General features: G+C 72.8%; 18 protein-coding genes and 1 tRNA gene. 4 read left to right on the forward strand and 15 right to left on the reverse strand.

Annotated features, from left to right (window positions below):
* Positions 1–66: 66 nt before the first annotated feature.
* Complete coding sequence (locus DMB38_RS06090; RefSeq protein ID WP_206337800.1) at positions 67–987, reverse strand: PAC2 family protein; 921 nt, start codon at positions 985–987, stop codon at positions 67–69.
* 312 nt (positions 988–1,299) lie between these two features.
* On the opposite strand from DMB38_RS06090, the gene DMB38_RS06095 reads away from it, so the two are divergent.
* Positions 1,300–2,538: an ABC transporter substrate-binding protein gene (locus DMB38_RS06095; protein ID WP_125934276.1), complete on the forward strand. Its 1,239-nt coding sequence runs from the start codon at positions 1,300–1,302 to the stop codon at positions 2,536–2,538.
* Between the two features lie 121 nt (positions 2,539–2,659).
* On the opposite strand, the gene DMB38_RS06100 is transcribed toward DMB38_RS06095, so the two are convergent.
* The 4 genes from DMB38_RS06100 to rpsA all read right to left on the reverse strand — a co-directional run bounded on the left by DMB38_RS06100 (position 2,660) and on the right by rpsA (position 8,774).
* Entirely contained in the window at positions 2,660–4,810 is a 2,151-nt protein-coding gene (locus DMB38_RS06100) for an MMPL family transporter (protein ID WP_125938842.1), read from the reverse strand.
* A 433-nt stretch (positions 4,811–5,243) separates the two neighbouring features.
* A complete protein-coding gene (locus DMB38_RS06105; RefSeq protein ID WP_125934277.1) occupies positions 5,244–5,912 on the reverse strand; it encodes a response regulator transcription factor in 669 nt (222 codons plus the stop codon).
* A complete protein-coding gene (locus DMB38_RS06110) occupies positions 5,909–7,108 on the reverse strand; it encodes a histidine kinase (RefSeq protein WP_125934278.1) in 1,200 nt (399 codons plus the stop codon). The genes DMB38_RS06105 and DMB38_RS06110 overlap by 4 nt, the downstream gene beginning before the upstream one ends.
* A gap of 172 nt (positions 7,109–7,280) precedes the next feature.
* On the reverse strand, positions 7,281–8,774 hold the full coding sequence (gene rpsA, locus DMB38_RS06115; RefSeq protein ID WP_047015166.1) for a 30S ribosomal protein S1: 1,494 nt from the start codon (positions 8,772–8,774) through the stop codon (positions 7,281–7,283).
* A 338-nt stretch (positions 8,775–9,112) separates the two neighbouring features.
* Here rpsA and DMB38_RS06120 point away from each other — a divergent pair, with 338 nt between their 5' ends.
* Positions 9,113–9,991, forward strand: a complete 879-nt coding sequence (locus DMB38_RS06120) for a class I SAM-dependent methyltransferase (RefSeq protein ID WP_125934279.1) — start codon at positions 9,113–9,115, stop codon at positions 9,989–9,991.
* Positions 9,992–10,051: 60 nt separating this feature from the next.
* The gene (locus DMB38_RS06125; protein ID WP_125934280.1) at positions 10,052–12,736 is read left to right on the forward strand and encodes an ATP-dependent helicase C-terminal domain-containing protein; all 2,685 of its coding nucleotides are present in this window, start codon (positions 10,052–10,054) and stop codon (positions 12,734–12,736) included.
* Between the two features lie 67 nt (positions 12,737–12,803).
* On the opposite strand, the gene DMB38_RS06130 is transcribed toward DMB38_RS06125, so the two are convergent.
* From DMB38_RS06130 to DMB38_RS06140, 3 genes are all read right to left on the reverse strand, one after another.
* Positions 12,804–14,243 (reverse strand): lytic transglycosylase domain-containing protein, encoded by a 1,440-nt coding sequence (locus DMB38_RS06130; RefSeq protein WP_125938843.1) that lies wholly within the window; start codon positions 14,241–14,243, stop codon positions 12,804–12,806.
* Positions 14,244–14,649: 406 nt separating this feature from the next.
* Positions 14,650–15,438, reverse strand: a complete 789-nt coding sequence (locus DMB38_RS06135) for a helix-turn-helix domain-containing protein (protein WP_125934281.1) — start codon at positions 15,436–15,438, stop codon at positions 14,650–14,652.
* A gap of 84 nt (positions 15,439–15,522) precedes the next feature.
* Positions 15,523–15,605, reverse strand: a tRNA-Leu gene (locus tag DMB38_RS06140).
* Positions 15,606–15,711: 106 nt separating this feature from the next.
* Between DMB38_RS06140 and DMB38_RS06145 the strand changes: the two genes are divergently transcribed.
* Positions 15,712–16,386: a response regulator gene (locus tag DMB38_RS06145; RefSeq protein WP_047015171.1), complete on the forward strand. Its 675-nt coding sequence runs from the start codon at positions 15,712–15,714 to the stop codon at positions 16,384–16,386.
* A gap of 101 nt (positions 16,387–16,487) precedes the next feature.
* Here DMB38_RS06145 and DMB38_RS06150 read toward each other — a convergent pair whose 3' ends face one another.
* The 7 genes from DMB38_RS06150 to DMB38_RS06180 all read right to left on the reverse strand — a co-directional run bounded on the left by DMB38_RS06150 (position 16,488) and on the right by DMB38_RS06180 (position 24,625).
* Positions 16,488–17,204: an ABC transporter ATP-binding protein gene (locus DMB38_RS06150; RefSeq protein ID WP_125934282.1), complete on the reverse strand. Its 717-nt coding sequence runs from the start codon at positions 17,202–17,204 to the stop codon at positions 16,488–16,490.
* On the reverse strand, positions 17,201–18,109 hold the full coding sequence (locus DMB38_RS06155; protein WP_125938844.1) for an ABC transporter ATP-binding protein: 909 nt from the start codon (positions 18,107–18,109) through the stop codon (positions 17,201–17,203). The genes DMB38_RS06150 and DMB38_RS06155 overlap by 4 nt, the downstream gene beginning before the upstream one ends.
* Before the next feature lie 5 nt (positions 18,110–18,114).
* Complete coding sequence (locus DMB38_RS06160; RefSeq protein ID WP_125938845.1) at positions 18,115–19,911, reverse strand: branched-chain amino acid ABC transporter permease; 1,797 nt, start codon at positions 19,909–19,911, stop codon at positions 18,115–18,117.
* A 5-nt stretch (positions 19,912–19,916) separates the two neighbouring features.
* Positions 19,917–20,846 (reverse strand): branched-chain amino acid ABC transporter permease, encoded by a 930-nt coding sequence (locus tag DMB38_RS06165; RefSeq protein ID WP_047015175.1) that lies wholly within the window; start codon positions 20,844–20,846, stop codon positions 19,917–19,919.
* Positions 20,847–20,954: 108 nt separating this feature from the next.
* Entirely contained in the window at positions 20,955–22,196 is a 1,242-nt protein-coding gene (locus DMB38_RS06170; RefSeq protein WP_125934283.1) for a branched-chain amino acid ABC transporter substrate-binding protein, read from the reverse strand.
* Between the two features lie 255 nt (positions 22,197–22,451).
* Positions 22,452–23,075 carry a hypothetical protein gene (locus tag DMB38_RS06175; protein ID WP_125934284.1) on the reverse strand — a complete coding sequence of 208 codons (624 nt, stop codon included), beginning with the start codon at positions 23,073–23,075 and terminating at the stop codon, positions 22,452–22,454.
* 194 nt (positions 23,076–23,269) lie between these two features.
* Positions 23,270–24,625 (reverse strand): GTP-binding protein, encoded by a 1,356-nt coding sequence (locus DMB38_RS06180; protein WP_125934285.1) that lies wholly within the window; start codon positions 24,623–24,625, stop codon positions 23,270–23,272.

A 24,625-nucleotide genomic window follows, 5' to 3' on the forward strand; every position in this document is an offset into this window, starting at 1 on the left:
GCGCGGAGGGCGGGCGCCGGAGCGCACGGCCCGCGCTCCGGCACCCGCCCCCGCGCGGTCCGCGCCTCAGTCGCCCTCCTCGCGCTCCGCGAGGAACCGCTCGAAGGCGTTGCCCAGCTCGTCCGCCGAGGGCAGCTCGGCCGGCTCCGCCATCAGGTTCTCCCGGTCGTCGCCGCCGGCGAGTGCGTCGTACTGGTGCTCAAGCCCGCGGACCATGCCCACCAGTTCCTCGTCGCCCTCGTCGACCTGGCGCTCGATCTCGTTCTGCACCTTCAGCGCCTCGGAGCGCAGCGCGTGCGCCACGCCCGGCAGGACGAGGCCGGTCGCGGAGGTGATCGACTCCAGGACGGTCAGCGCCGCGTCGGGGTACGGGGTGCGGGCCAGGTAGTGCGGCACGTGCGCGGCGACGCCCAGCACGTCGTGCCCGGCCTCCCCGAGCCGGTACTCCAGCAGCGCGTCGGCGCTGCCGGGGACCTGCGCCTCGTCGAAGACGCCGCGGTGGCCCGGCACCAGGTCGACACGGTTGCCGTGCGGCGTGAGGCCCACCGGGCGGGTGTGCGGCACGCCCATGGGGACGCCGTGGAAGTTGACCGCCAGGCGCACGTTCAGCCGCTCCACGATCTCCCGGACGGCCTCGGCGAAGCGCTCCCACTCCACGTCGGGCTCGGGGCCCGTCAGCAGCAGGAACGGGCTCGCGGTCGCGTCGCGTACGAGGTGGAGTTCGAGCTTGGGGACTTCGTACGCCGCCCAGTGGTCGCGGCGGAACGTCATGAGGGGCCGGCGGGCGCGGTAGTCGACGAGCCGGTCGTGGTCGAAGCGGGCCACGACCTCGTGCGGAAGGTCGTCGAGAAGCCGCTCGTTGATCTGGGCGCCGGTCTCGCCCGCGTCCATGAAGCCTTCGAGGTGGTAGAGCAGGGTCAGCCCCGCCGAGTCGTGCTCCAGCACCGCGTCGACGGCCGCGAGCCCGCTGGGGTCCCATTCGTACATGCTCATGAGGGTGTAACACCCCGCGTGCCCGCGGTGATTCCCGGTGACACGGACGGATTCCGCGGGCGGCGGCCGCGGGCGGCGGCCGCGGCGTCCGCAGACCGGGTCAGACCCTCTCCCCGGCTCCCGGACCCGGCCGGTCGACTGGCTGGATCATGACGTACGGCGGCGGAACCTCGCCGCGGCGTATAGCGTCCTTCTTCGCAGAAGGAGGGGGTCGTCGTGCCTGAGGAGGGGCCGGGAGGAGAAGTCCCGGGCGGGCGCGGTGGGTTGCGGGAGCCGCTACGGCCCCGCCGAGGGGGGCGGCGCCGCATGTCGCGCTCCCTCACGCTCGCCGCCATCGGTGCCTGTGTCCTCGTGATCGCGAGCATCGTCGTGTCCGCATGGCCCGGGGGCAGCGGGCTGAGACCGCCGGGGACGCCGTCGCCCGACGCCACCACAGCCGCCGCCTTCACCGGCGTGTACCGCATCGGCGCCCTCGGCGACGCCGACCCGGGCGGCGGGCAGGACGCCGTGCTGAACCGCAGCGTGGCCCGGGCGCTCTCCGACCACGGGAACGGCAGCGGCGGCGGCAACGGCGGCGTGGCGACGCCCCCGCTGGCCGTCTCCGACCTCACCGCCCACAAGGAGTCCACCGAGCCCGCGAACCGCCGGCTCATAGCCCGCTGGCTGGAGATGGAGCCGGGCCTGACCGGGGTCGTCGGCGGCGACCCCGCGCTCAAGCTGCCGGAGAGCGGCCTGACGTCCTTCCGCCTCCCCGTCGTACGGGCCTGCCGCCACGACGGCGCCGGCCTCAGCCCCGAGCCGCGCTACGCCGACACCAACGAGCTGCGCTCCTCCGCCTCCACCGCGGACATGGGCGTCGTCATGGCCCGCCACCTCGCCGCCGAGCCCGGGGTCCGCAAGGTCTACGTCCGCGGCGACACCGCCGCGGGCCCCACCCGGGCCCTGGTCGAGCGGCTGCGCGCGGACGGCGTCGAGGTGCGGACGGACGACGCGGGTCAGCTCGCCGACGCCCTCGGCCGGTTCGATCCCGACGCGGTGTTCCTGGAGGGCGGGGCGGGGAACCTGGCGGACTGGCTGGAGCAGGTCGAGGAGAGCGGGTTCGCCGGGGTGAAGGCGCTGTGGGACCCGACGGCGCCGACGTGCACCGGCCGCAACACCGCGGCCGACGAGGACTTCTCCGTCCCGGACGGCTGGCTGACCGTCCGCGGCCACTACGACGTCCGCCTCGACCCCGACGCCGGCCGCCGCGCCGCCGTCCGCAAGGTCCTCGGCGACGACCTGGCCACCCGCCCGTACGCCGTCGAGACCTACGACGCCGCCCGCGCCATGCTCTCCGCCTGGGACACCGTCTCGGCGGAGGACCGCAACAGCAACGAGCCGGACATGGCCCGCGCAGCATTGGCCGAGGCGCTGCCGACGGTGCGGGTGCGGGGGACGCTGGGCGGCTGGTGGACGGAGCTGTCGGAGGCCGAGGCGCACCCGGTGGTGTGGCTCGACCGCCGGGAGGGCGGTCAGTGGCGGCAGGAGGCGGAGGAGCGCCGCTGAGCGCGGGTTCCGCCCGGCGTGGCCGCACGCCTGCCGTACGCCCACGGGCCCGCCCGTACGGCCGTGGCCGCAGCCATGGCCGTACGGGCGGGCCGCCGCGCGCCCGGCGGTCTCCGGTGCCCTACGAGACGCCGACCCCCCGCTGCCCGGACCGCTCTCCCCCCTCGTGCCCGACGGGCCCCTCGGGACGCTCCAGCGCCACCCGCGGCAGCTTCCTGGCCAGCGGTCCAGGCAGCCACCAGGCGTGCCGGCCGAGCAACTGCATCACCGCCGGCACGATCAGGCAGCGGATCACCAGCGCGTCCAGCAGGATCGCCACCGCGAGCCCCAGGCCGAACTGCTGGAGCATCCGGCTCGGGCTCAGGATGAAGGCCGCGAACACCACGATCATGATCAGCGCCGCCGCCGTGATCACCTGACCGGTGACGGCCAGGCCCTCGCGTACCGCGAGCCCGGCGTTCTTCGTGCGCTCCCACTCCTCGTGCATCCGGGAGACGAGGAAGACCTCGTAGTCCATGGAGAGCCCGAAGACGATCGCGAAGATCATCACGGGGATGAACGCCTCGATCGGTCCCTGCTCCACGCCGAACCAGCCCTCCTGGAAGACCAGCGTGATCACGCCGAGCGCGGCGCCGATGGAGAGCAGGTTCAGCACCGCCGCCTTGAGCGGGATCCACAGGGAGCGGAACACCACCATCAGCAGCAGCGTCGAGAGGCCGACGACGAGGGCGACGAAGAGCGGCATCCGGTCGGCGACGGTGTCGGAGAAGTCCTGGGTACCGGCGGTGGCGCCGCCGACCAGGTACTCCGCGCCGGTCTCCGCCGCCAGCGGCGGCAGCACGTCGTCGCGCAGGTCGTGCACGAGGTCAGCGGTCGCCTCGTCCTGCGGCGCCGACTCGGGGAAGACGATGACGGTGGAGACCTCGCCGTCCTCGGACGGCAGCGGCGGGGTCGTCGCGGCGACGCCGCCGGTCTCCGCGATCCGGGCCTGCGCCTGCTCCCCGGCCTCGGCGGCACCGGCCGCACCGTCCCCGGCGCCGCCCTGCGCCACGACGACGAGCGGGCCGTTGAAACCGGGCCCGAAGCCCTCGGCGAGCAGGTCGTACGCCTTCCTGCTGGTGCTGGCGGGAGCGTCGTTCCCGGCGTCGGCGAAGCCGAGCCGCATGCCGAGGACGGGCGCGGACAGGGCCACCAGCGCGACCAGGGCCGCGACCAGCGCGGGCAGCGGGCGGCGCTGCACGGCGCCCGCCAGGGCGCGCCAGCGGCTGCCCTCGGCCTTCCCCTTGGCCGCCGCCTTCTCGGCGCGCTTGAGGACGTGGCGCTGGATGCGCCGGCCGAGCACGGCGAGCAGCGCGGGCAGCAGCACCAGCGACGCGGCCATCGTGACCAGCACGGTCAGCGCCACCGAGAGCGCCACGCCCTGCAGCGAGCCGAGGCCGAGGGCGACGAGGCCGAGGAGGGCGACGATGACGGTGCAGCCGGCGAAGAAGACCGTGCGGCCGGCGGCGTCGAGGGCGATACGGGCGGCGGTGTCCCGGTCGGCGCCGCGGATCAGTTCGTGGCGGTACCGGTAGAAGATGAGCAGCGCGTAGTCGACGCCGACGCCGAGGCCGACGAGCATCATGATCGGCGGGGTGAAGTCGGCGACGGTGAAGAGGTGCCCGGCCAGGGTGATCAGGCCGACGGCGGTGCCGACCGCGAACAGCGCGGTGACCAGCGGCACCGCGGCGGCCACCAGCGAGCCGAAGAGCAGCACGAGGATCACCAGTGCCGCGAGCATGCCCGCGCCCTCGGCGCCGCCGCCCCCCTCCTCCTCGGCGCCGCGCACGGCCTCGCCGCCCAGCTCGATCTGGAGCGCGTCGGTCCGTGCGTCCTGCGCGGTGTCGATGATCTTCTCGACGTCCGCCTTGGGCACGATCTCCGCCTTGCCGTCGAGGGTGACGGTGGCGTACGCGATGTCGCCGCCCTCGGAGACGGCCGCACCGCCGTCGGCGTACGGGCTGCGCACGTCCACGACGCTCGGCAGCCCGCGCACCTGCTCCAGCAGGCGCTCGACGTCCTGCTCGGTGCCTGCGGCGCGCAGCCCCCGCTCGTCCTTGAACACGATCTCCACGCTGTCGCCCGCCTGCGCCGAGCCGTGCTTCTCCAGCAGGTCGGTGGCGGCCTGGGAGTCGGTGCCGGGGAGGGAGAAGTCGTTGCGCCAGTTGCTTCCGGCGCCCTGGGAGGCGGCGGTGACGCCGAGGAGGACGACGATCCAGAGGAGGATCGCCAGTCGTCGGCGGCGGCGCGACCAGTCGGCGAGCCGGGCGAAGAGGCCGGGGCGGGTGTCGGGGGCGGTGGGCGGTGGATCAGCGCGGTGTGCGGACATGGTGCCAGCGTGGGTGGCCGGCTGCGGCGGGCACGTCGGCCGGGCGCGGACACCGCCCCTACCCCGCTGGTTGCGCCCGCCGCCCGTCCCGTACTACCCGGGTTGCGCCCGCCCCCGTAACGCCGCCGCGTCCCCTAGGGGGCGCGGGTGATTCCCCTACGGTCCGGCACCGGCGGCCTCGGCGCGGCGGGGTCGGCGGGGGGCGGCGGGGTCGTGAGGGTCCGGGGGACGGGGCGTTGTCGGCGGGGCGGCCTACCCTTGGGCGGGTGCGCGGGGGATGGGGGGTTGGTGCGTGAATTCGAGGGCGTCGGGACGGGGCGCCTGCGGCGCCGTGCCGTCAGGGGGCCAGCCAGCCGGGGCGGACCATCCCCGACTCGTACGCCAGCACCACCAACTGCGCCCGGTCGCGCACTCCCAGCTTCGTCATGATCCGGCTCACGTGCGTCTTCGCCGTCGCCGGGCTCAGCACCAGCCGCGCCGCGATCTCGTCGTTCGTCAGCCCCGCGGCCACCAGTCGCATCACCTCGGCCTCCCGCTCCGTCAGCGCGTTCAGCCGCGGGCTCGGCTCCGGCGCCTTCACCCGGCCGGCGAACTCGGCGATCAGCCGCCGCGTCACCGACGGGCTGATCAGGGCGTCGCCGCGGGCCGCCACCCGCACCGCGTGGATCAGCTCCTCCGGCTCGGTGTCCTTCACCAGGAACCCGGCGGCGCCGGCGCGCAGCGCCCCGTACACGTAGTCGTCGAGGTCGAACGTCGTCAGAATGACGACCCGGACGTCCGCCAGCCGCTCGTCCGCGGCGATCCGCCGGGCGGCCTCCAGGCCGTCGGTGCCCGGCATCCGGATGTCCATCAGCACGACGTCGGGGCGCAGTTCGCGGCACGCGGCCACCGCCTCGGCGCCGTCGCTCGCCTCCCCGATCACGTCGAGGTCGTCCTCGTCCGCCAGGATCGAGCGGAAACCGGCGCGCACCAGCTTCTGGTCGTCCGCGAGCAGAATCCTGATCATGCCTGGGCGTGCTCCGTTCCGTAGGGCAGCCGGGCGGTGACGGCGAAGCCGGCGCCTCCGGGCCGCGGGCCCGCGGCCAGCTCCCCGCCGACCGCCCGCGCCCGCTCCCGCATCCCGCCGATGCCGCTCCCGCCGCCGACCGCGGCGCTCCCGGGTCCGGCGCCGGCTCCGCCCCCGGCGCGGGCCTCGGCGGCCGCGCCCCGGCCGTCGTCCTCCACCGCAAGCCGCAGTTCCCGCTCACCGTAGTCCAGCCGTACGGTCACGGACGTGGCCCCCCGCGCATGCCGCGCGACGTTCGTCAGCGACTCCTGCACCACCCGGTACACGGTCAGGTCCAGCTCCGCGGGCAGCGTCCGCTCCGCGCCCGCCACCACCGTCTTCACCCGCAGCCCCGCCGTGTCCGCCGCCCGCTCCGTCAGCTCGCCCAGGCGGGCCAGCCCCGGCGCGGGCGCCGTCGGCGCCTCGTCGTCGACCTGCCGGAGCACCCCCAGCGTGGTGCGCAGCTCGCGCAGCGTCTCGCGGCTGGTCTCCTTGATGGTGGCCAGCGCGTCGGCGGCGGCCGGGTCGGGGGCGTCGCTCTTCTTCAGCCGGTGCAGGGCGGCGCCGGACTGGACGTTGATCAGCGAGATGTTGTGCCCGATGACATCGTGCAACTCGCGTGCGATGCGCAGCCGTTCCTCGGTAGCGCGCCGGCGCGCCTCGCCCTCGACGTGCGCGCGCCGGCCGTGCCACATCGCGCCCAGCGCCACCACGGCGACCACCCAGCCGGTGAGCATGAACAGCGCGATGCCGTTGACGTCGTCGTTGCCCGAGAGCGTCCCGGCCGTGGTGCCGGTGACGACGAGCGCGCCCAGCGCCGCCGCCGCGCGCAGCCGCCCGGCGGCGGCCACGCAGTACAGCGCGATGACGAGCACGATGAAGAGCGGACCGTCGTACGCGCTGCTCACGTAGTAGACGCCGACGGCCGGGATGACGAACGCGCCCACGGCGACCGGACGGCGGCGGGCGAAGTACAGCGCCCCGCAGGCCAGCACGATGAGCGCCCAGCCGAGCGCCGTCGTCGCCCACGGCTCCCGGCGCTGGCCGACGAACGCCTGCACCGTGCCGAGCGCCACCAGCGCACCCGTCCCGGCCGCGAGGGCGGTGTCCGCCGCGCGGCCCTGGGGCAGGCGGAGCTGACGTACGGGCAGGAGCATGACCAAAGCGTACGTGCCGGGACGCACACCCCGGAGCGAAGGCGCCGGCCCCCGCCGGCCCCGGCCGTACAGCCCGCGGAGGGTACGCACGGCGGAAGCCCGCCGCCCCCCGGAGGGGACGACGGGCTTCCGTCCTTCGTGCTGCGTACTACCCGGGCCGGCCGGCCCGCGATCAGCTCTGGCCGCCGGCCAGCTTCTCGCGGAGGGCCGCCAGCGCCTCGTCCGAGGCCAGCGCGCCGGAGTCGTCCGCACCCTCGGAGGAGTACGAACCGCCGCCGGACGGTGCCGGCGCCGAGTCGCCCGCCTCGGCCGCCGCCTGGGCGTCGGCCTCGCGGGACTTGACGACCTGCGCCTGGTGCTGCTCGAAGCGGGCGTGGGCCTCGGCGTACTGGCCCTCCCACTCCTCGCGCTGCTTCTCGTACCCGTCGAGCCACTCGTTGGTCTCGGGGTCGAAGCCCTCGGGGTAGATGTAGTTGCCCTGGTCGTCGTACGACGCCGCCATGCCGTAGAGCGTGGGGTCGAAGTCGACGGCCATCGGGTCGGGACCGAAGGTCTCGTTCGCCTGCTTCAGCGAGAGGCTGATGCGGCGGCGCTCCAGGTCGATGTCGATGACCTTGACGAAGATCTCGTCCCCGACCTGGACGACCTGCTCCGGGATCTCCACGTGGCGCTCGGCCAGCTCGGAGATGTGGACCAGGCCCTCGATGCCCTCGTCGACGCGGACGAACGCGCCGAACGGCACCAGCTTCGTGACCTTGCCGGGCACGACCTGACCGATCTGGTGCGTCCGCGCGAACTGCTGCCACGGGTCTTCCTGGGTCGCCTTCAGGGACAGCGAGACGCGCTCGCGGTCCATGTCGACGTCCAGGACCTCGACCGTGACCTCCTGGCCGACCTCGACGACCTCGGACGGGTGGTCGATGTGCTTCCAGGACAGCTCGGACACGTGCACCAGGCCGTCCACGCCGCCCAGGTCCACGAAGGCGCCGAAGTTGACGATCGAGGAGACCACACCCGACCGCACCTGGCCCTTCTGGAGGGTGGTGAGGAAGGTCTGGCGGACCTCGGACTGGGTCTGCTCAAGCCAGGCACGGCGGGACAGAACCACGTTGTTCCGGTTCTTGTCCAGCTCGATGATCTTGGCTTCGAGCTCCTTGCCGACATAGGGCTGGAGGTCGCGCACGCGGCGCATCTCGACCAGCGACGCGGGGAGGAAGCCCCGCAGGCCGATGTCGAGGATGAGACCGCCCTTGACGACCTCGATGACGGTACCGGTGACGATGCCGTCCTCTTCCTTGATCTTCTCGATGGTGCCCCACGCACGCTCGTACTGCGCGCGCTTCTTCGAGAGGATCAGCCGGCCTTCCTTGTCCTCCTTCTGGAGCACAAGGGCCTCGATCTCGTCGCCGACGGCGACGACCTCGTTCGGGTCGACGTCGTGCTTGATCGAGAGTTCCCGGGAAGGGATGACACCCTCGGTCTTGTAGCCGATGTCGAGCAGGACCTCGTCCCGGTCGACCTTCACGATGACGCCGTCGACGATGTCGCCGTCGTTGAAGTACTTGATCGTCTCGTCGATCGCGGCGAGGAAGGCTTCCTCGGAACCGATGTCGTTGACCGCGACCTGCGTCGTGGCGGCCGCGGTGTTCTCGGTGCTGCTCGTCATGTGGGATTGGGCTCCGGTACGGGCAAGTTGAGTCGTCGTCACTCCACGCCGAGAGCCCTGTGATCGCACCGCCGAAGCCGGACAGCCTAAGAGGCGCTTTCCCGACTCCACTCGGAAGCCCGGCAGCGCCTCGTGAACCGAGGGGACATACAACAGATGCGAGCGCGGCCTGCTCCGTCCGAGGCGCGCAGGCCCGCAGCGCAACTTGTAGCATACGGGGGCAGCCGGGCATGGTCAATGCGCGAAGAGTGCACCTGGGGCATGCCGCCCTATACCCGGCAGTAGTGGCGCTCCGTCACTCTCGCGCGTGGCAGGAAGGTACTACGACGGTCCGGCCGATGGTCCACGAGTACGAAAACGGTACGGGCGGTGCCGGCGGTGCCGCTGCCGCGGATGTTCCGGCAGAGGCTACCCGACGGCCCGTCCCCGCGCGGGAAACCCGGCAAGCGAGCCGTGGTTGGTGGGACCGCAACGCCGACGACTACCAGCGCGAGCACGGCGGCTTCCTCGGCGGCGCGGACGGCGCCCGCTTCATCTGGGGCCCCGAAGGGCTGGACGAGGCCGAGGCCCGGCTGCTCGGTCCCGCCGACTCGCTGACCGGACGAGCGGTGCTGGAGGTGGGCGCGGGAGCCGCGCAGTGCTCGCGCTGGCTCGCCGCGCAGGGCGCGCGGCCCGTAGCACTCGACCTCTCGCACCGTCAGTTGCAGCACGCGCGCCGCCTCGCTCTCGAAGCGCCGGAAGGGGCCGCGCCGTTCCCGCTGCTCCAGGCGGACGCGACGGCGCTGCCCTTCCGCGACGGGGCATTCGACCTGGCGTGCTCCGCGTACGGCGCCGTGCCGTTCGTCTCCGCACCCGTCGCGGTGATGCGGGAGGTCAGGCGGGTGCTGCGGCCCGGCGGGCGGTGGGTCTTCTCCGTCACCCACCCCGTGCGCTGGGCGTTCCCGGACGAACCGGGGCCCGAGGGACTCTCCGTCGCCGCGTCGTACTTCGACCGCACGCCGTACGTCGAGCAGGACGACGAGGGGCGCGCACTGTACGTCGAGCACCACCGGACGCTCGGCGACCGGGTGCGCGACGTGGTCGCGGGCGGGTTCCGGCTGCTGGACCTGGTGGAGCCCGAGTGGCCGCAGTGGCACGACCAGGAGTGGGGCGGCTGGTCGCCGCTGCGCGGGCACCTCATCCCCGGCACGGCGATCTTCGTCTGCGAAGCGGCCTGAGCCCGCGGCGGGCAGAGACCCCGCGGCCGCCGGGGCACGGTCCGTAGCACACTGGCGTCCGTGGCCCTCCGCTCCGACGCACTCGACGCCCTGCCCGTACGGCACGCGCTGCCCGCCCTGCGCGCGGCCCTCGAAGGACCCGGCGTCGCCGTGCTCGGGGCACCGCCCGGCACCGGCAAGACCACGCTCGTACCGCTGGCCCTCGCCGGACTCGTCCCCGGCGCCGGCGACCCGCCGCGCCGGGTGCTCGTCGCCGAACCCCGCCGCATGGCGGCGCGGGCCGCCGCCCGCCGCATGGCGTGGCTGCTCGGCGAGGAGACCGGCGACCGGGTCGGGTTCACCGTCCGCGGCGAGCGCCGCGCCGGGCCCCGCACCCGGGTCGAGGTCGTCACCACCGGCGTCCTCCTGCAACGCCTCCAGCGCGACCCCGAGTTGGCCGGCGTGGACGCCGTGCTCCTCGACGAGTGCCACGAACGGCACCTCGACGCCGACACCGCGCTCGCCTTCCTCGTCGACGTACGCGCCACCCTCCGCCCCGAACTGCGGCTCGTCGCCGCCTCCGCCACCTCCGACACCGCCGCCTGGGCCCGCCTCCTCACCGCGGCGCCCGGCACCGCCGCGCCCGCCCCCGTCGTACGCGGGGAGGGCACGATGCACCCCGTCGCGATCGGCTACCGCCCCCCGCCCGCCGGCGTACGCCCCGCCCACGGCACCCGCGTCGACCCGGCGCTGCTGGCCCACATCGCCGACGTCGTACGCGAAGGGCTGCGCCGGCCGGACGGCGACGTGCTCTGCTTCCTGCCGGGCGTCGGCGAGATCGCCCGCGTCGCCGGGCTGCTGACGGACACGGCCGCGGACGTCCTGCAGTTGCACGGGCAGGCACCGGCCGAGGTGCAGAACGCCGTGCTGCGCGGCAGCGCCCCCGGCGAACGGCGCGTGATCCTCTCGACCGCCGTGGCCGAATCCAGCCTGACCGTCCCGGGCGTGCGGATCGTCGTCGACGGCGGTCTCGCGCGCGAACCGCGCATGGACCACGCCCGCGGGCTCGGCGCCCTCACGACCGTACGGGTATCCGCCGCCACCGCCACCCAGCGGCTGGGCCGGGCCGGGCGCGAAGGCCCGGGGCTGGCGCTGCGCTGCTGGTCGGACGCCGAGGACGGGCGGCTGCCGCGCTACCCGTCGCCGGAGATCGCCGTCGCCGACCTGGCCGGCTTCGCCCTGCAGGCCGCCTGCTGGGGCGACCCCGACGCCACCGGACTCGCCCTGCTCGACGCCCCGCCGCCGGGCGCGCTGGCCGCCGCCCGCGACGTACTGCGGGCGGTCGGCGCCGTGGACGCCGCCGGCCGCCCGACGCCCCGCGGCACCCGCCTCGCCGGCCTCGGCCTGCACCCCCGGCTCGGCCGCGCCCTGCTCGACGCCGCAGAGGAAGCCGGCCCCGGCGCGGCGGCGGAGGCGGTGGCGGTGCTCAGCGAGGAGCCGCCGCGCGCGTACGGCGACGACCTCGCCGCCGCCTGGCGCCGCGCCCGCCGCGGCGGCGACGCCTACGCGCCCCGCTGGCGCCGCGAGGCCCAGCGCCTGCGTCGCGCGCTGCGGGCACCGGCGGGCGACCGGAACGCCGCGAACGCACACCGGGACGACGAGCCCGGCGCCGCGTCGCGGGCACCGGTCACGGGCGCAGGCGCAGGCCCGGCCACGGAAGCCCCCGCGCCCGCCGACGACGCGGCCGGCCGCTCCGCTCCGTCCGGCGCCCCCGCCCGCGAGGGCGGCGGCCGGCTCGGCGACGACGCCGTCGCCGGTCTTGTCGCCGCGCTCGCCTTCCCCGAGCGCGTCGCCCGGGGACGCGGCGACGGGTCGTACCTCATGGCGTCCGGCACCCGCGTGGAGACCGGTGCCGAATCCGCCCTGCGCGGGCAGCAGTGGCTCGCCGTCGCCGTCGCCGACCGGCCCGTCGGCGCCGCCGGCGCCCGGCTGCGGCTCGGCGCCCCCCTCGACGAGGCCACCGCGCTACGGGCCGCGGAAACCCTGCTCCGCACCGAGGACGAGGTCACCTGGTCCGCCGAGCGGCACGAAACCGTCGCCCGCCGCGTCACCCGCCTCGGCGCCGTCGAACTCCGCGCCCGGCCCCTCCCCCACCCCGACCCCGCACGCCTGCGAGCCGCCCGCCTCGACGGGCTGCGCCGCGAAGGCACCGGGCTGCTGCGCTGGTCCGAGCACGCCCGCGCGCTGCGCCTCCGGCTGGCGTTCCTCCACGGCGCACTCGGCGACCCCTGGCCCGACGTGTCCGACGACGCACTCCTCGCCCGCGCCGGCGACTGGCTGGACGACGACCCGCGCCGCATCGACGCCGGCCGCGTACTCCAGGGGCTCCTCCCCTGGGCCCGCGGCGAAGCCGCCCGCCTCGACGAACTCGCCCCGGAACGCATCGAGGTGCCCAGCGGCTCCCGCATCCGCGTCGACTACGAGGACCCGCAGCAGCCCGTGCTCGCCGTCAAGCTCCAGGAACTCTTCGGCCTCGACCGGACCCCGCGGATCGCGGACGGCCGCGTGCCGCTCCTGGTGCACCTGCTCTCCCCCGCCGGCCGCCCCGCCGCCGTCACCGCGGACCTGGAGTCCTTCTGGCGGCAGGGCTACCCCGCGGTCCGCGCGGAGCTGCGGGGCCGCTACCCGAAGCACCCCTGGCCCGAGGACCCGGCCGCCGCCACGCCCACCCGGCACACCACGCGCCGCACGAACGCCGGGCGCTGACCGCCGGGCCCGCGACCGCGGCGACCCGGCGGCCCGGCGTTCCGGATCCTCTCAGGCCCTGCTCGCGCTACTCGACGGTCAGCTCCAGCGTGAGGGTCACGCCCTCGCTCGTGGTCAGCCGCAGCAGGTACGTGCCGGCCGCGTCGCCCGCGTGGATCGCCGGCAGCTTCACCGTGCCGTCGTCCTCCGTGGTCAGGTTCAGCTTGCGGACCGGGTTACCCTCCTGGTCCTTGAAGAACGGGCCCTTGTCGTTCTGCTCGCCCGCCTCCGTGACCATCGCCGCCGTCACCGGCGCCTTCGCGGCGGGACCGCCCCGGTACGTCACCTTGGCCTCGACGGTGCCGAACTCGCCGCCCGCCGCCGCCTTCAGCGCCGCGTCACCGACCCGGGCCAGCCCGTACGACGCCTTTACCTCGGCGGCGAAGTCCACCGGGCTCACGCCGCCGCCCGTCGTGGCGCGGATCGTGAACTCCCCGGTCAGCTTGCCCGCCTTGACCACGGGCGCCGTCGCGTAACCCGTGCTGTTGGTGGTCACGGACGCGGTCTTCCCGCCGCCGGCGAAGACCGCGCCGGTCTGGCCGCTGATGGTGAACGTGACCGTCTTGCCGGACACGCCGGTGCCGCGCGACGTCACGCCCCGCACCTTCGGGCGCTCCTCGAAGTCGGCGCCGGTGTACGCGGTGGAGGACTGCGGGCTCGCCAGGCGCAGGTCCGCGATGGCCGGCGGCGGCGCCGGCTCCTCGGGGTCCTCGTCACCCCCGCCGGACGGCGGCGGGTCGCTGGGGCCGGGGCTGGGGCTGCCGCCGCCGTTGCCGCCGCCGTCGTCCTTGCCACCACCCTTGCCGTCGCCGTCGTCTCCGCCCTTGCCGCCCTTGCCCGGGCTGTCGCTCTCCGACGGGCTCGGCGAGGGAGTCGGCGTGTTGATGCCGTCGCTGCGGTCGCCCGGGTCGGCACCGGTGCCGTCGGGCACCGCGTCGGCGCCGCCCTCCTTGTAGAAGTCGTACCAGGTCAGGACCGTACGGAGATACGACTGCGACTGGTTGTACCCGAGGATGGCGGCTTCCAGATCGGACTGCGAGGACAGATCGCGCCCGCCCGCGCACAGGTAGCGGCCGGCGGCCAGGGCCGCGTCGTAGACGTTGTTCGGATTCCGCTCGCCGTCGTCGTTGCCGTCGCTGCCCCAGGTGGCCCAGGTCGAGGGGATGAACTGCATGGGGCCGACGGCGCGGTCGTGGCTGGTGTCCCCGTCGTACTCGCCGCCGTCTGTGTCCGTGATGTTGGCGAAGCCGTTGCCGTTGAGCACGGGACCGAGGATCGGGTTCCGCGTCGTACCGTCCGCCTTCACGTCACCGCCGCGGGCGTGCCCCGACTCGACCCGTCCTATGGCCGCCAGCAGCTCCCACTCCAGGTTGCACCCGGGGTTCGTGCTCGCGAGCCGGCTCTCCGCCTGCTTGTACGCGTCGAGAACGGTCGCCGGGATACCGGAGTCGTCGGCCTCGTCCTCCAGCTCGTCACCGGGCGAGGGATTGGCGCTCTCCAGCGGCGGCAGGTCGGTGTAGTAAGGGGACCCACCCGTGATCGAGTCCTCCCCGCCCCCCGGCGCCTGGTCGGGGGCGCTCTTCCCGGGGACGTCGGGCCCCGCGGAGTACCCCGGCGCCTGTGAGGCGGTGAGCGCCGCCATCGCGGCGGCGGCCACCGCCGCGGTCATCGCACCCTTGCGCAGTCGTCGTCGCGTCGGCGCAGACATCGCCTACCCGTCCCCTCCGTAGGTCTGCAGGCTCCCCCGCACAGCAATGCTCGCGACCATACGTCAAGTTGATGCCGCGTTCTACCGCCTGTGGATGAACGGTAACCGCATCCACACACCCGGCGGATACCCCTGGAACACCGGCGAGGCGGAGGCAGGGGCGGGCTCAGTACTTCGGCCCGACGTGCGCGTCCATGAGCGCGACGGAAGCACGCCTGGCGACGGAGATGTTGAACGGATCGGACCCGCGGGCGAGGGTCGACCACTCGACACCGACCCGGTCGAGGGTGTCGGTGAACAGCTTGCGGATGTCGTCGGACTTGTTGCTGAAGAAGTAGCGCGGGTATTCGTAGCGCTTGCGCCGGCCGGCCACGAGACGAGTGGTCCAGTTCGTGATCCGGCACCCGTCCGAATGGATGAGACCGCGGATGAAGGGCCAGGGGTGCCGGTCAAGGATCTCCTGCTGCCACGGCTCCACCGCGATCCGCCGCTCATGCTTCTTGCCGGGGCCGTGCTGGGGGAACATGCACGGCAGATGCCGGGAGTAGACCTTCACGTTGTGGCAGCCGGTCCGTGCGACCGAGCAGACCTTGTTGTGCGGGAAGACCGCGCTCATCGCATGGCGGCAGTCGCGCATCAGTCCCGGCCAGGCATCGGCACAGGTGATCATGAGGCTGGGGACCCGGTGTCCGGAGTACCGGACGATGTGGCCGTCGCCCAGGTAGAGGCCGAGGAGGTAGGCGTAAGCCATGTCGTCCAGCGGCCGGCCGTCGCACCGCGGACACGGCCGGTCCGGGGAGCCGGGTAATGTCCCGCGCCTGACCCGGTCCTGGTGGAGCCAGTAGCCGACCGTCCCTACGGGAACGCCGAGGTCCCGGGCGGCGTCGGCGTTCCGCGCCCCCGCGCGCAGCAGCGCGAGTGCCCGATCACGTACTTCCGTGCCGTGCGTGTGCATGGAACAACTGTGCGCGACGGAACACGATCGCACCGGTTAGCCGGCGGAATTCACGAGAACGGTGCGCTCCAGTTGAGCGAGAAGTGCCCGGTGTGGGATTCGAACCCACATGCCCGAAGGCACGGCTGTTTGAGAGCCGCGTGTCTCACCAGTTCCACCAACCGGGCTCGCTCTGCGCGGGCCCAAGCCTACCGCGTACTCACGGCTCCCCGCCGGGTCGGTACCCTCGTGGGTGCCCCCCTATCGCAGCCAGGCAATACCCCGAGGAGCACCGTGAGCGCCCCCGAGACCCCCGAAACCCCGGAGGACGTCGTCGCCGCCAGCGCCGGAGGCGGCGAGCACGTGCCGCCGCTGACCACCCGGGTCGTCATCGCGGAGGACGAGGCCCTCATCCGGCTCGATCTGAAGGAGATGCTGGAGGAGGAGGGGTACACCGTCGTCGGGGAGGCGGGGGACGGGGAGACCGCGGTGCGGCTGGCGCGGGAGCACCAGCCGGATCTGGTGATCCTGGATGTGAAGATGCCCGTGCTCGACGGGATCTCCGCCGCCGAGCAGATCGCCGCCGACTCCATCGCGCCCGTGCTCATGCTCACCGCGTTCTCCCAGCGCGAGCTGGTGGAGCGGGCGCGGGACGCCGGGGCCATGGCGTATCTGGTGAAGCCGTTCAGCAAGGGTGACGTGGTGCCGGCGATCGAGATGGCCGTCTCCCGCTACACGGAGCTGAAGACGCTGGAGAAGGAGGTCGTCGACCTCACGCAGCGGCTGGAGACGCGGAAGCTCGTGGACCGGGCGAAGAGCATCCTGCAGACCGAGTACGGGCTGTCCGAGCCCGCGGCGTTCCGGTGGATCCAGAAGACGTCGATGGACCGCCGGCTGTCGATGCAGCAGGTGGCCGAGGCCGTGATCGAGGACGACGCGGAGAAGAAGGCGAAGAAGAAGCAGGGTTAGTCCGCGGAGCCTCTACGGGGCTTCCGTACGACCCGCGAACGCGCGAGCGGCCCGTGCCCCCCTCCCCGGGGCGCGGGCCGCTCTGGCTGTGCGGTGGGTTCTCAGTCCTCGCCGAGGTACGCCTTGCGCACGGATTCGTCGTGCAGCAGTTCCTCTCCGGTGCCCGACAGGACGACCTTGCCGACCTCCATCACGTGGCCGTGGTCGGCGATGGAGAGCGCGGCCTGGGCGTTCTGCTCGACGAGCAGGATGGTGGTGCCCTGGGCCTTCAGCTCCCGGATCGTCTCCATGATCTTCTGCATCATGATCGGCGAGAGGCCCATGGAGGGCTCGTCGAGCATGAGCAGCTTGGGCCGGGACATCAGCGCCCTGCCCATGGCGAGCATCTGCTGCTCGCCGCCGGAGAGGGTGCCGGCCGCCTGCTTGCGCCGTTCGCCGAGGATCGGGAAGAGCTCGTAGCACATCTTGATGTCCTGCTCGATGCCCGCCGCGTCCTTCCGGAGGAAGGCGCCGAGTTGGAGGTTCTCGGTGATGGTGAGGCGGGGGAAGAGCCGGCGGCCCTCCGGGGAGTGGGCGAGGCCCATGGCGACGATCTTGTGGGCGCCGACGCCGTTGAGCGGGGTGCCGTCGAAGAAGATCTTGCCGCCGGAGGGCTTCAGCAGTCCGGAGAGGGTGCGCAGGGTCGTCGTCTTGCCGGCGCCGTTGGTGCCGATGAGCGTGACGACCTCGCCGCTCTGGACGCTGAACGAGATGCCCTTGACGGCCTCGATCTTGCCGTAGGCGACCTTCAGGTCTTCGACCTGCAGTAGCGCGGTCACGCGTCGCCCTCCTTGCTGGTCTTGGGGGTGCTGCCGCTCCCGGTGTTCCTGGCGACCGCGTCCTCGGCCGCGGCGACCTCGGCGACGGCCTCGTCCTCGGGGACGCCCTCGAAGGGGGTGCCGAGGTACGCGGCGACGACGCGGTCGTCGCTCTGGACGACGTCGGGGGTGCCCTCGACCAGTTTTTCGCCCTGGACGAGGACGGCGACGCGGTCGCAGAGTCCGAAGATGAAGCGCATGTCGTGCTCGATGACGAGTACGGAGATGCCCTGTTCGCGGATCGCGAAGACCAGTTCGCGGGTGGCCCGGGTCTCCTGCGGGTTCATGCCCGCGGTGGGCTCGTCGAGGAGCAGCAGTCCGGGTTCGCTCGCCAGCGCCCGGGCGATCTCCAGCTTGCGCTGTTCGCCGTAGGGGAGGTTGCGGGCGAGGTGGTCGCGCTTGGCGGCCAGCCCGGTGAACTCCAGGAGTTCCATGGCGCGTGCTTCGGACGCCTTCTCCGCCCGCTTGAAGCCGGGGTTGCGCAGCAGCGCGGACCACAGCCCTTCGTTGGTGCGGGTGTGCCGGCCGACGAGGACGTTTTCCAGGACCGTCATGTTGGCGAAGAGACGGATGTTCTGGAAGGTACGGGCGATGCCCGCCTCGGTGACGCGGTGGGAGCGGTGCGGCAGGACCGTGCCCTTGTAGCGGACCGTGCCCTCGGTGGGGATGTAGAGCCCGGTCATGCAGTTGAAGAAGGTGGTCTTGCCGGCGCCGTTGGGGCCGATGAGCCCGACGATCTCGCCCTGGCCGACGGTGAGGTCGACGTTGCGTACGGCGGTGAGGCCGCCGAAGCGCATGGTGACGCCCCGGGCGTCCAGGACGGTACCGCCGTCCGGCCCCTTGGCGGGGATGGTCTCGCTGGCCATCGTTGTCACACCCCCACCTTCTTGCTGAGGCCGGTATCTTCCTTGGGCACGTCGAGCTGGCCGGTGTCGTGGAACTCGAGCTGCTTCCGGCGGTCGGCGATGAGGCCCTCCGGGCGGAAGCGCATGAGCAGGACCAGCGCCACGCCGAAGAGCAGGAGCTGGTACTCCTGGACGAACTGCAGCTTGGCGGGGATCAGGTAGAGCAGCGACGCGCCGATGAGCGGGCCGCTGACGGTGCCCATGCCGCCGAGGATGACGGCGGCCAGCAGGAACGCGGAGTTCGGCGGCACGGCTTCGACGAACTTGTACTGGGTGGGCGTGACGGTGTACGTCACGTGCGCCTGTACGGTGCCCGCCATGCCGGCCAGGGTGGCGCCGAGCGCGAACGCGAGGAGCTTGAGCCGGAAGGCGTTGATGCCCATCGCGCGGGCGGCCGTCTCGTCCTCGCGGATGGCGACCCAGGCGCGGCCGATGCGCGACTGGTCCGCCCGCCGGAAGATCATGACGATCACGACGGTGAAGAGGAGCATGAGCAGGAAGTAGTTGGAGAACCTGCCCAGCTCCTGGCCGAGGATGGTGTGCTCCTCGCCGAGGTTGAAGCCGAAGATCTCCAGCTCCGGGATGTTCGGGATGCCGTTGGGCCCGTTGGTGACGTCGGGCCCGGAGTCGCCGTCGAGGTTCTGCACGCCGATGCGGAAGATCTCGCCGAACCCGAGGGTGACGATGGCGAGGTAGTCGCCGCGCAGCCGCAGGGTCGGGGCGCCGATGAGCACGCCGAAGACGAGCGACGCCGCGGCGCCGGTGAGCACGGCCGCCCAGAACGGGAAGGTGACCCCGATGCTGGAGGTGGGTGCGCCGGAGACCAGGGCGGCGGTGTAGGCGCCGACGCCGAGGAAGGCGACGTAGCCGAGGTCGAGCAGGCCGGCGAGGCCGACGACGACGTTGAGGCCGAGCGCCACGGTGGCGAAGATGAGGATGTTGGTGCCGATGCTGGCGTAGGCGTCGTTGCTCTGGGTGAACGGGAAGGCGAACGCGGCGACGAAAGCCGCGGTCACGGTCACGTTCCGGTGCTTGGCGGTGAGCTGGCCCAGTTGCCGGGTGAGGCCCGCGCGGCCCACGGCGGGGAACGCGAAGGAGACGAGCACCATGTAGCCGATGAAGAGTTCGGCGTAGTCGGTGTCGATGCCGAACGTGAAGACGTACAGGCCGAGAGCGAAGGCGGCGGAGATGATGACGATCTCCACCCAGCCGGGCAGGTCCCGGACCCGCCCGGGGACGGGTGCCTTCAGGGAGTGGACCAGTCGGGCCCAGGCGTTGGCCGGCGGCCTCTCGGGGTCCACGGGGACGTCGGCCGGCAGGCCGAGGGCGCCGAGGGCGGCGATCAGGGCCATGGCGACGGCGATGTAGCCGCCGGGGTCGACGTTGACCAGGCCGCCGAGGTTCTTGACGATGGCGCCGATGGTGTAGCCGGTGACGCCGAGGGTGCCGAGCGCGAGGAGCCGTACCGCGCTGTTGGGGCCGCCGGGGGTGAGCCAGCGCAGTCCGCGCAGGCCGCTGCCGGAGAGCAGGAACAGCAGGGTGAGCAGGGCACCGGTGAGGGTGAGGAGCTGCAGTCCGCCGGGGTATCCGTAGACGGTGAGGTTGCCCGGGAACTCCTCCGTGTAGGTCCACGAGAGGAAGGTCGAGATAAAGGTGCCGGCGGCGCCGGCGTAGGCGATGAGCCGGGCGCGGCCCGGTGCCAGGGGCAGCACGCCGCCCGCGGGGGCGGCTTCGGATGCGGTGTTCTTCTCCAGGGTGTTCATCGCTATCACGCCCGATCCGCGACGCGTTCGCCCAGCAGGCCCTGTGGCCGCAAGAGCAGTACGAGAATGAGCAGGACGAACGCCCAGACGTCCTTCCACGCACCGCCGCCGAGCTGCTCCATGCCGGGGATGTCGGCGATGTAGGCGGTGGCCATGGCCTCGGCGAGGCCGAGGACGACGCCGCCGATCATGGCGCCGTAGATGTTGCCGATGCCGCCGAGGACGGCGGCGGTGAAGGCCTTGAGGCCGGCGATGAAGCCCATCTTGAAGTTGACCTCGCCGTAGCGCAGGCCGTGGGCGATGGCCGCGATGGCCGCGAAGGCGGCGCCGATGGCGAAGGCCATGACGATGATGCGGTCGGTGTTGATGCCCATGAGCTTGGCCGTGTCCGGGTCCTGCGACGTGGCCTGCATGGCGCGGCCGGTGCGGGTCTTGGAGACGAAGAAGCCGAGGGCGATCATGCAGAGGGGGGCGGCGATGAGCAGGTAGAGCTCGCCGCGTTCGATGGTGAAGGCGCCGAAGTCGAGGCGCGGGCCGGAGAACTCCGGGAAGGGCCGCGACTTCGTGGCGTCGGGGTACCAGGCCCAGATGGCCTGCTGGAGGGCGATGGACAGGCCGATCGCGGTGATAAGGGGCGCGAGGCGGGGTGCGCCGCGCAGGGGTCGGTAGGCGAAACGTTCCGCGCCGACGCCGACGAGCACGGAGCAGATGACGGCCATGAGGATCATCAGCGGCAGGGCGACGAGCAGGCTGGTGCCGTTCGGCATCCACAACCACATCGTCAGGGCGCCGAAGCCGCCGATCATGAATATCTCGCCGTGGGCGAAGTTGATGAGCTGAACAATGCCGTACACCATCGTGTAACCGATGGCTATGAGCCCGTACAAGGCGCCGAGTAGCAGGCCGTTGGCAAGTTGCTGCGGCAGATCGTTCACCGCTGGGCCTCCGAGTGGGTGTCAGATATGGCCGCGCGGGGGGCGCTGTGTGCGCCCCCCGCGCCGCTTGCGGTCTGTGTGATCAGTGGGCGGTGGTGGTCGCCCCGGTCAGCCTTCGAACTCGCCGCTGGTCAGCGGCACGTGCTTGCCGTCCTTGACCTGGTACAGCGACAGCTGCTTGTTGGTGGTGTCGCCGAACTCGTCGAAGCCGACCTTGCCGGTCACGCCCTCGAAGGAAACGTCGTTCATGGCCTCGGTGATGGCCTTGCGGGCCTCGTCCGCGTCACCGGGCAGTTCGCCGTCGTTCTCTTCGACGACGGTCTTCACGGCCTGGATGATGGCCCAGGCGGAGTCGTAGGAGTAGCCGCCGTACGCCTCGTAGGCGTCCTCGTAGCCGGCCGCCTCGTAGTTCTTGATGAACTCCTTGGCGGTGTCCAGCTCGGTGAGCGGGGCGCCGACGGAGCTGGCCATGTCGCCCTCGGCGTTCTCCTTGGCGAGGGAGACGTACTCTGCGCTGAAGAGCGCGTCGCCGCCGACGGTCGGGATCTTGGCCCCGGCCTTCTTCACCTGGGCGGCCAGCGGGGCGCCGGCCGGGTACTCGCCGCCGTAGTAGACGAACTCGGCGCCGGAGTTCTTCACCTTCGTGGCGATGGCCGCGAAGTCCTTGTCGTCGGGGTTGACGTGGTCGGTCCCGACGACCTTGCCCCCGAGCTTCTCGAACTCGGCGGCGAAGGTGCCGGCGAGGCCGGCGCCGTAGGTCTTCTTGTCGTCGATGACGAAGACCTTGGTCAGCTTCTCCTCGTTGTAGAGGTACTGCGCCGCGTACGGGCCCTGGATCGCGTCGGTGGTGGACACGCGGAAGTACGTGTCGAACGGCCGCGTCTTCTCGCCGTCCTGCCACTCCTCGCCCTGGGTGAGGGCGGGGTTGGTGTTGGCCGGCGAGACCTGGACCAGGTCGGCGTCGGCGAAGACCTTCTGCATGGACTGGCCGACGTCGGAGTTGAGCGGGCCGACGACGCCCATGACGTCCTCGTTGCCGACGAGCTTGGTGGCGTTCTGCTGGCCCTGCTGGGCCTGTGCCACGTCGTCGAGGGGCTCGAGCTCGAACGTGACGCCCTTGACCTCCTCGTTCTTGTTGGCAGTCTTCACGGCGAGCTCGGCGGAGTTCTGGATGCCGATGCCCAGGGCCGAGAGGTCGCCCGTCAGCGGGGCGTCGAGGCCGATAACGACGGTCGTTCCGTCGCCACCGCCCCCACTTTCGCTGTCGTCGTCGCGGGAACCGCAAGCAGACAGCGTGAGAGCCCCTGCGGTGACCGCAGTGGTGAGTATGAGCAAGGAACGGTGACGCACGATCAGTCCTTTCCCCTGGCGCGGCCTCGACTGCGCAGAGTGGGCCGGTGCACGCGGCAGGCGTCGGAAGGTGACCTGCTGCGCGGTGACTGGGCGTGACTCTAAGCCGCCCCGGGTCGAGGGGGCAGAGGGGCAGGCAATGCTGTGACTCTCTTGTTATGACCCTTACAGCCACCTTCCGCGTCGGCGGGCGCGGTCTGTGCCGGATCCGCGGAGTCCGGACGCCCGAACGGGCGCGAAGCCGCTGCTGGTGTCCTATGCGCCGGGAGCCGCCCGCGGGGCGGGTTCGCATATCGTACGCAGCGCCCGGGACAGTTCGGCGGCGTAGGTTCCGCCGAGGATGGAGCTGTAGTCCTGTATTGCGCGCGTGTTACGCAGCGTTACGCGGAGCGAGGGCAGGCTGGCGTCGAGAGGGAGCCCCGCGCACTGGACGACCTCGAACCTGACGGTGACCCGGGTGGGTTGGCCCTCGGCGAGGTCCAGCGGCAGCGCGGGCCGGACGGACAGCTTCAGGCCGCTGTAGCCCTGGGTGATCTTCTCCAGTGAGGCGCCGCTGTCCGAGGTGGCCATGAGCTGGGCGTCAAAGACGTTATCGCCCGCTTTGGGGGTTTCTATCCCGAGAAAGGAGAAGTGAGTGGACTGGAGCGGGTACGGCACGGGCGCGGGCGGCTCCGGCTCCGGCCTTGTGGCCAGGGCGTATACGCCCGCGGCGGCCAGCACGGCGAGTCCGGCGCCGGCGGCGGCGAGCCGGCGGAAGCGGGGCGGCAGCGCGGTCCAGCGCTCGCCGAGGCGCGGCCCCGCGGAGCCGCCGCCGAGGACCTCCGCGGGCGGGCCGGGGTCCGGCTCGGGGCCGGGCTCGGGCCGGGTGGGGGCGCTCATGGCCGACAGAGTAAGGGCGTACGGGCCGCTGCGCAGCGGTCCGTACGCACCCGCGTCCGACTACCGAACGTACGCGGCGGCGGCGGGAGCGGGGCCGGTGCCCCGCTCCCGCCGCCGCCGTCCGTACGTGGCCCGTGGCCGGTCCGCGGGACGCCGTCAGCGTCCCCGCGGGCCGGCGGCCGGGCGGGGTGCGGTCAGAAGTCCCACTCGGCGTCGTCGAGTTCGGCCCGCTTCTCGCTGTCCGCGCCTGCGAACGCGGCGCCCGCCATGCCCGCGGCGAGGGTGGAGCCGTCGGCGGGGTCGATCAGCAGGAACGAGCCGGTGCGCCGGCAGTCGCCGTAGGCGTCCATCGGCAGCGGCTCCGAGGTGCGGAGCACGACGCGGCCGATGTCGTTGACCTCCAGGGACCCCGGGGAGGGGTGGTGGGAGAGGTCGTCGAGCGTGAGCCGGTCGGGGATCTGCTTGACGATCGCCTTGACGGTGCGGGTGGTGTGCTTGAGCAGCACCCGGGCGCCGGGGGTGAGCGCGGTGTCGTGCAGGTGGCAGACGGTGGCCTGGATGTCCTGCGTGGCTTCGGGGGCCTGCTCGGTGGGGGCGATCATGTCGCCGCGGGAGATGTCGATGTCGTCGGCGAGCCGGAGGGTGACCGACTGCGGCGCCCACGCGGCGTCGACGCTCTCGCCCAGCACGTCGATGGCGGCGATGCTGGAGGTGTGGCCCGAGGGCAGCACGGTGACGGGCTGGCCGACGTGGAAGATGCCGGAGGCGATCTTCCCGGCGTAGCCGCGGTAGTCGCGGTGCTCCGCGGTCTGCGGGCGGATCACGTACTGCACGGGGAAGCGGGTCACGCGGCCGCGCGGGTCGTGGTCGATCTGGACGGTCTCCAGGTGCTCCAGCACCGTGGGGCCCGCGTACCAGTCCATGACGGCCGACGGGGTGACGACGTTGTCGCCCTCCAGCGCCGAGATCGGGATGGTGGTCACGGCGGGCACGCCGAGGGCCTTGGCGTACGTGGTGAACTCGGCGGCGATGGCGGCGAAGACGTCCTCCGCGTAGCCGACGAGGTCCATCTTGTTGACGGCCAGGACCACGTGCGGCACGCGCAGCAGCGCGGCGACCGCGGCGTGCCTGCGGGTCTGCTCGACGACGCCGTGCCGGGCGTCCACGAGGATGACCGCCAGCTCGGCGGTGGAGGCGCCGGTGACCATGTTGCGGGTGTACTGCACGTGGCCGGGGGTGTCGGCGAGGATGAAGCGGCGCCGCGGGGTGGCGAAGTAGCGGTACGCCACGTCGATGGTGATGCCCTGCTCGCGCTCGGCGCGCAGCCCGTCGGTGAGCAGCGCCAGGTCGGGGGCCTCCTGCCCGCGGCTGGCGGAGGCGCGCTCGACGGCCTCCAACTGGTCGGCGAGGACCGACTTGGAGTCGTGCAGCAGCCGGCCGACGAGGGTCGACTTGCCGTCGTCGACGCTGCCCGCGGTGGCGAAGCGGAGCAGGGAGACCTCGGTGAGCGCGGCCGGCTCCGTGGCGGGGGCGGGTGGGTTCACAGTCAT

The sequence above is a fragment of the Streptomyces sp. WAC 06738 genome, from assembly GCF_003945505.1.
Taxonomy (GTDB): Bacteria; Actinomycetota; Actinomycetes; order Streptomycetales; family Streptomycetaceae; genus Streptomyces.

Bases quoted from the DNA above. Each gene is read 5' to 3' on its own strand.
- DMB38_RS06105 (WP_125934277.1), bottom strand. From the start codon at position 5,912: ATGATCAGGATTCTGCTCGCGGACGACCAGAAGCTGGTGCGCGCCGGT.
- DMB38_RS06180 (WP_125934285.1), bottom strand. From the start codon at position 24,625: ATGACTGTGAACCCACCCGCCCCCGCCACGGAGCCGGCCGCGCTCACC.
- DMB38_RS06175 (WP_125934284.1), bottom strand. From the start codon at position 23,075: ATGAGCGCCCCCACCCGGCCCGAGCCCGGCCCCGAGCCGGACCCCGGC.
- rpsA (WP_047015166.1), bottom strand. From the start codon at position 8,774: ATGACGAGCAGCACCGAGAACACCGCGGCCGCCACGACGCAGGTCGCG.
- DMB38_RS06090 (WP_206337800.1), bottom strand. From the start codon at position 987: ATGTACGAATGGGACCCCAGCGGGCTCGCGGCCGTCGACGCGGTGCTG.
- DMB38_RS06110 (WP_125934278.1), bottom strand. From the start codon at position 7,108: ATGCTCCTGCCCGTACGTCAGCTCCGCCTGCCCCAGGGCCGCGCGGCG.
- DMB38_RS06135 (WP_125934281.1), bottom strand. From the start codon at position 15,438: ATGCACACGCACGGCACGGAAGTACGTGATCGGGCACTCGCGCTGCTG.
- DMB38_RS06120 (WP_125934279.1), top strand. From the start codon at position 9,113: ATGGTCCACGAGTACGAAAACGGTACGGGCGGTGCCGGCGGTGCCGCT.
- DMB38_RS06155 (WP_125938844.1), bottom strand. From the start codon at position 18,109: ATGGCCAGCGAGACCATCCCCGCCAAGGGGCCGGACGGCGGTACCGTC.
- DMB38_RS06095 (WP_125934276.1), top strand. From the start codon at position 1,300: ATGTCGCGCTCCCTCACGCTCGCCGCCATCGGTGCCTGTGTCCTCGTG.
- DMB38_RS06160 (WP_125938845.1), bottom strand. From the start codon at position 19,911: ATGAACACCCTGGAGAAGAACACCGCATCCGAAGCCGCCCCCGCGGGC.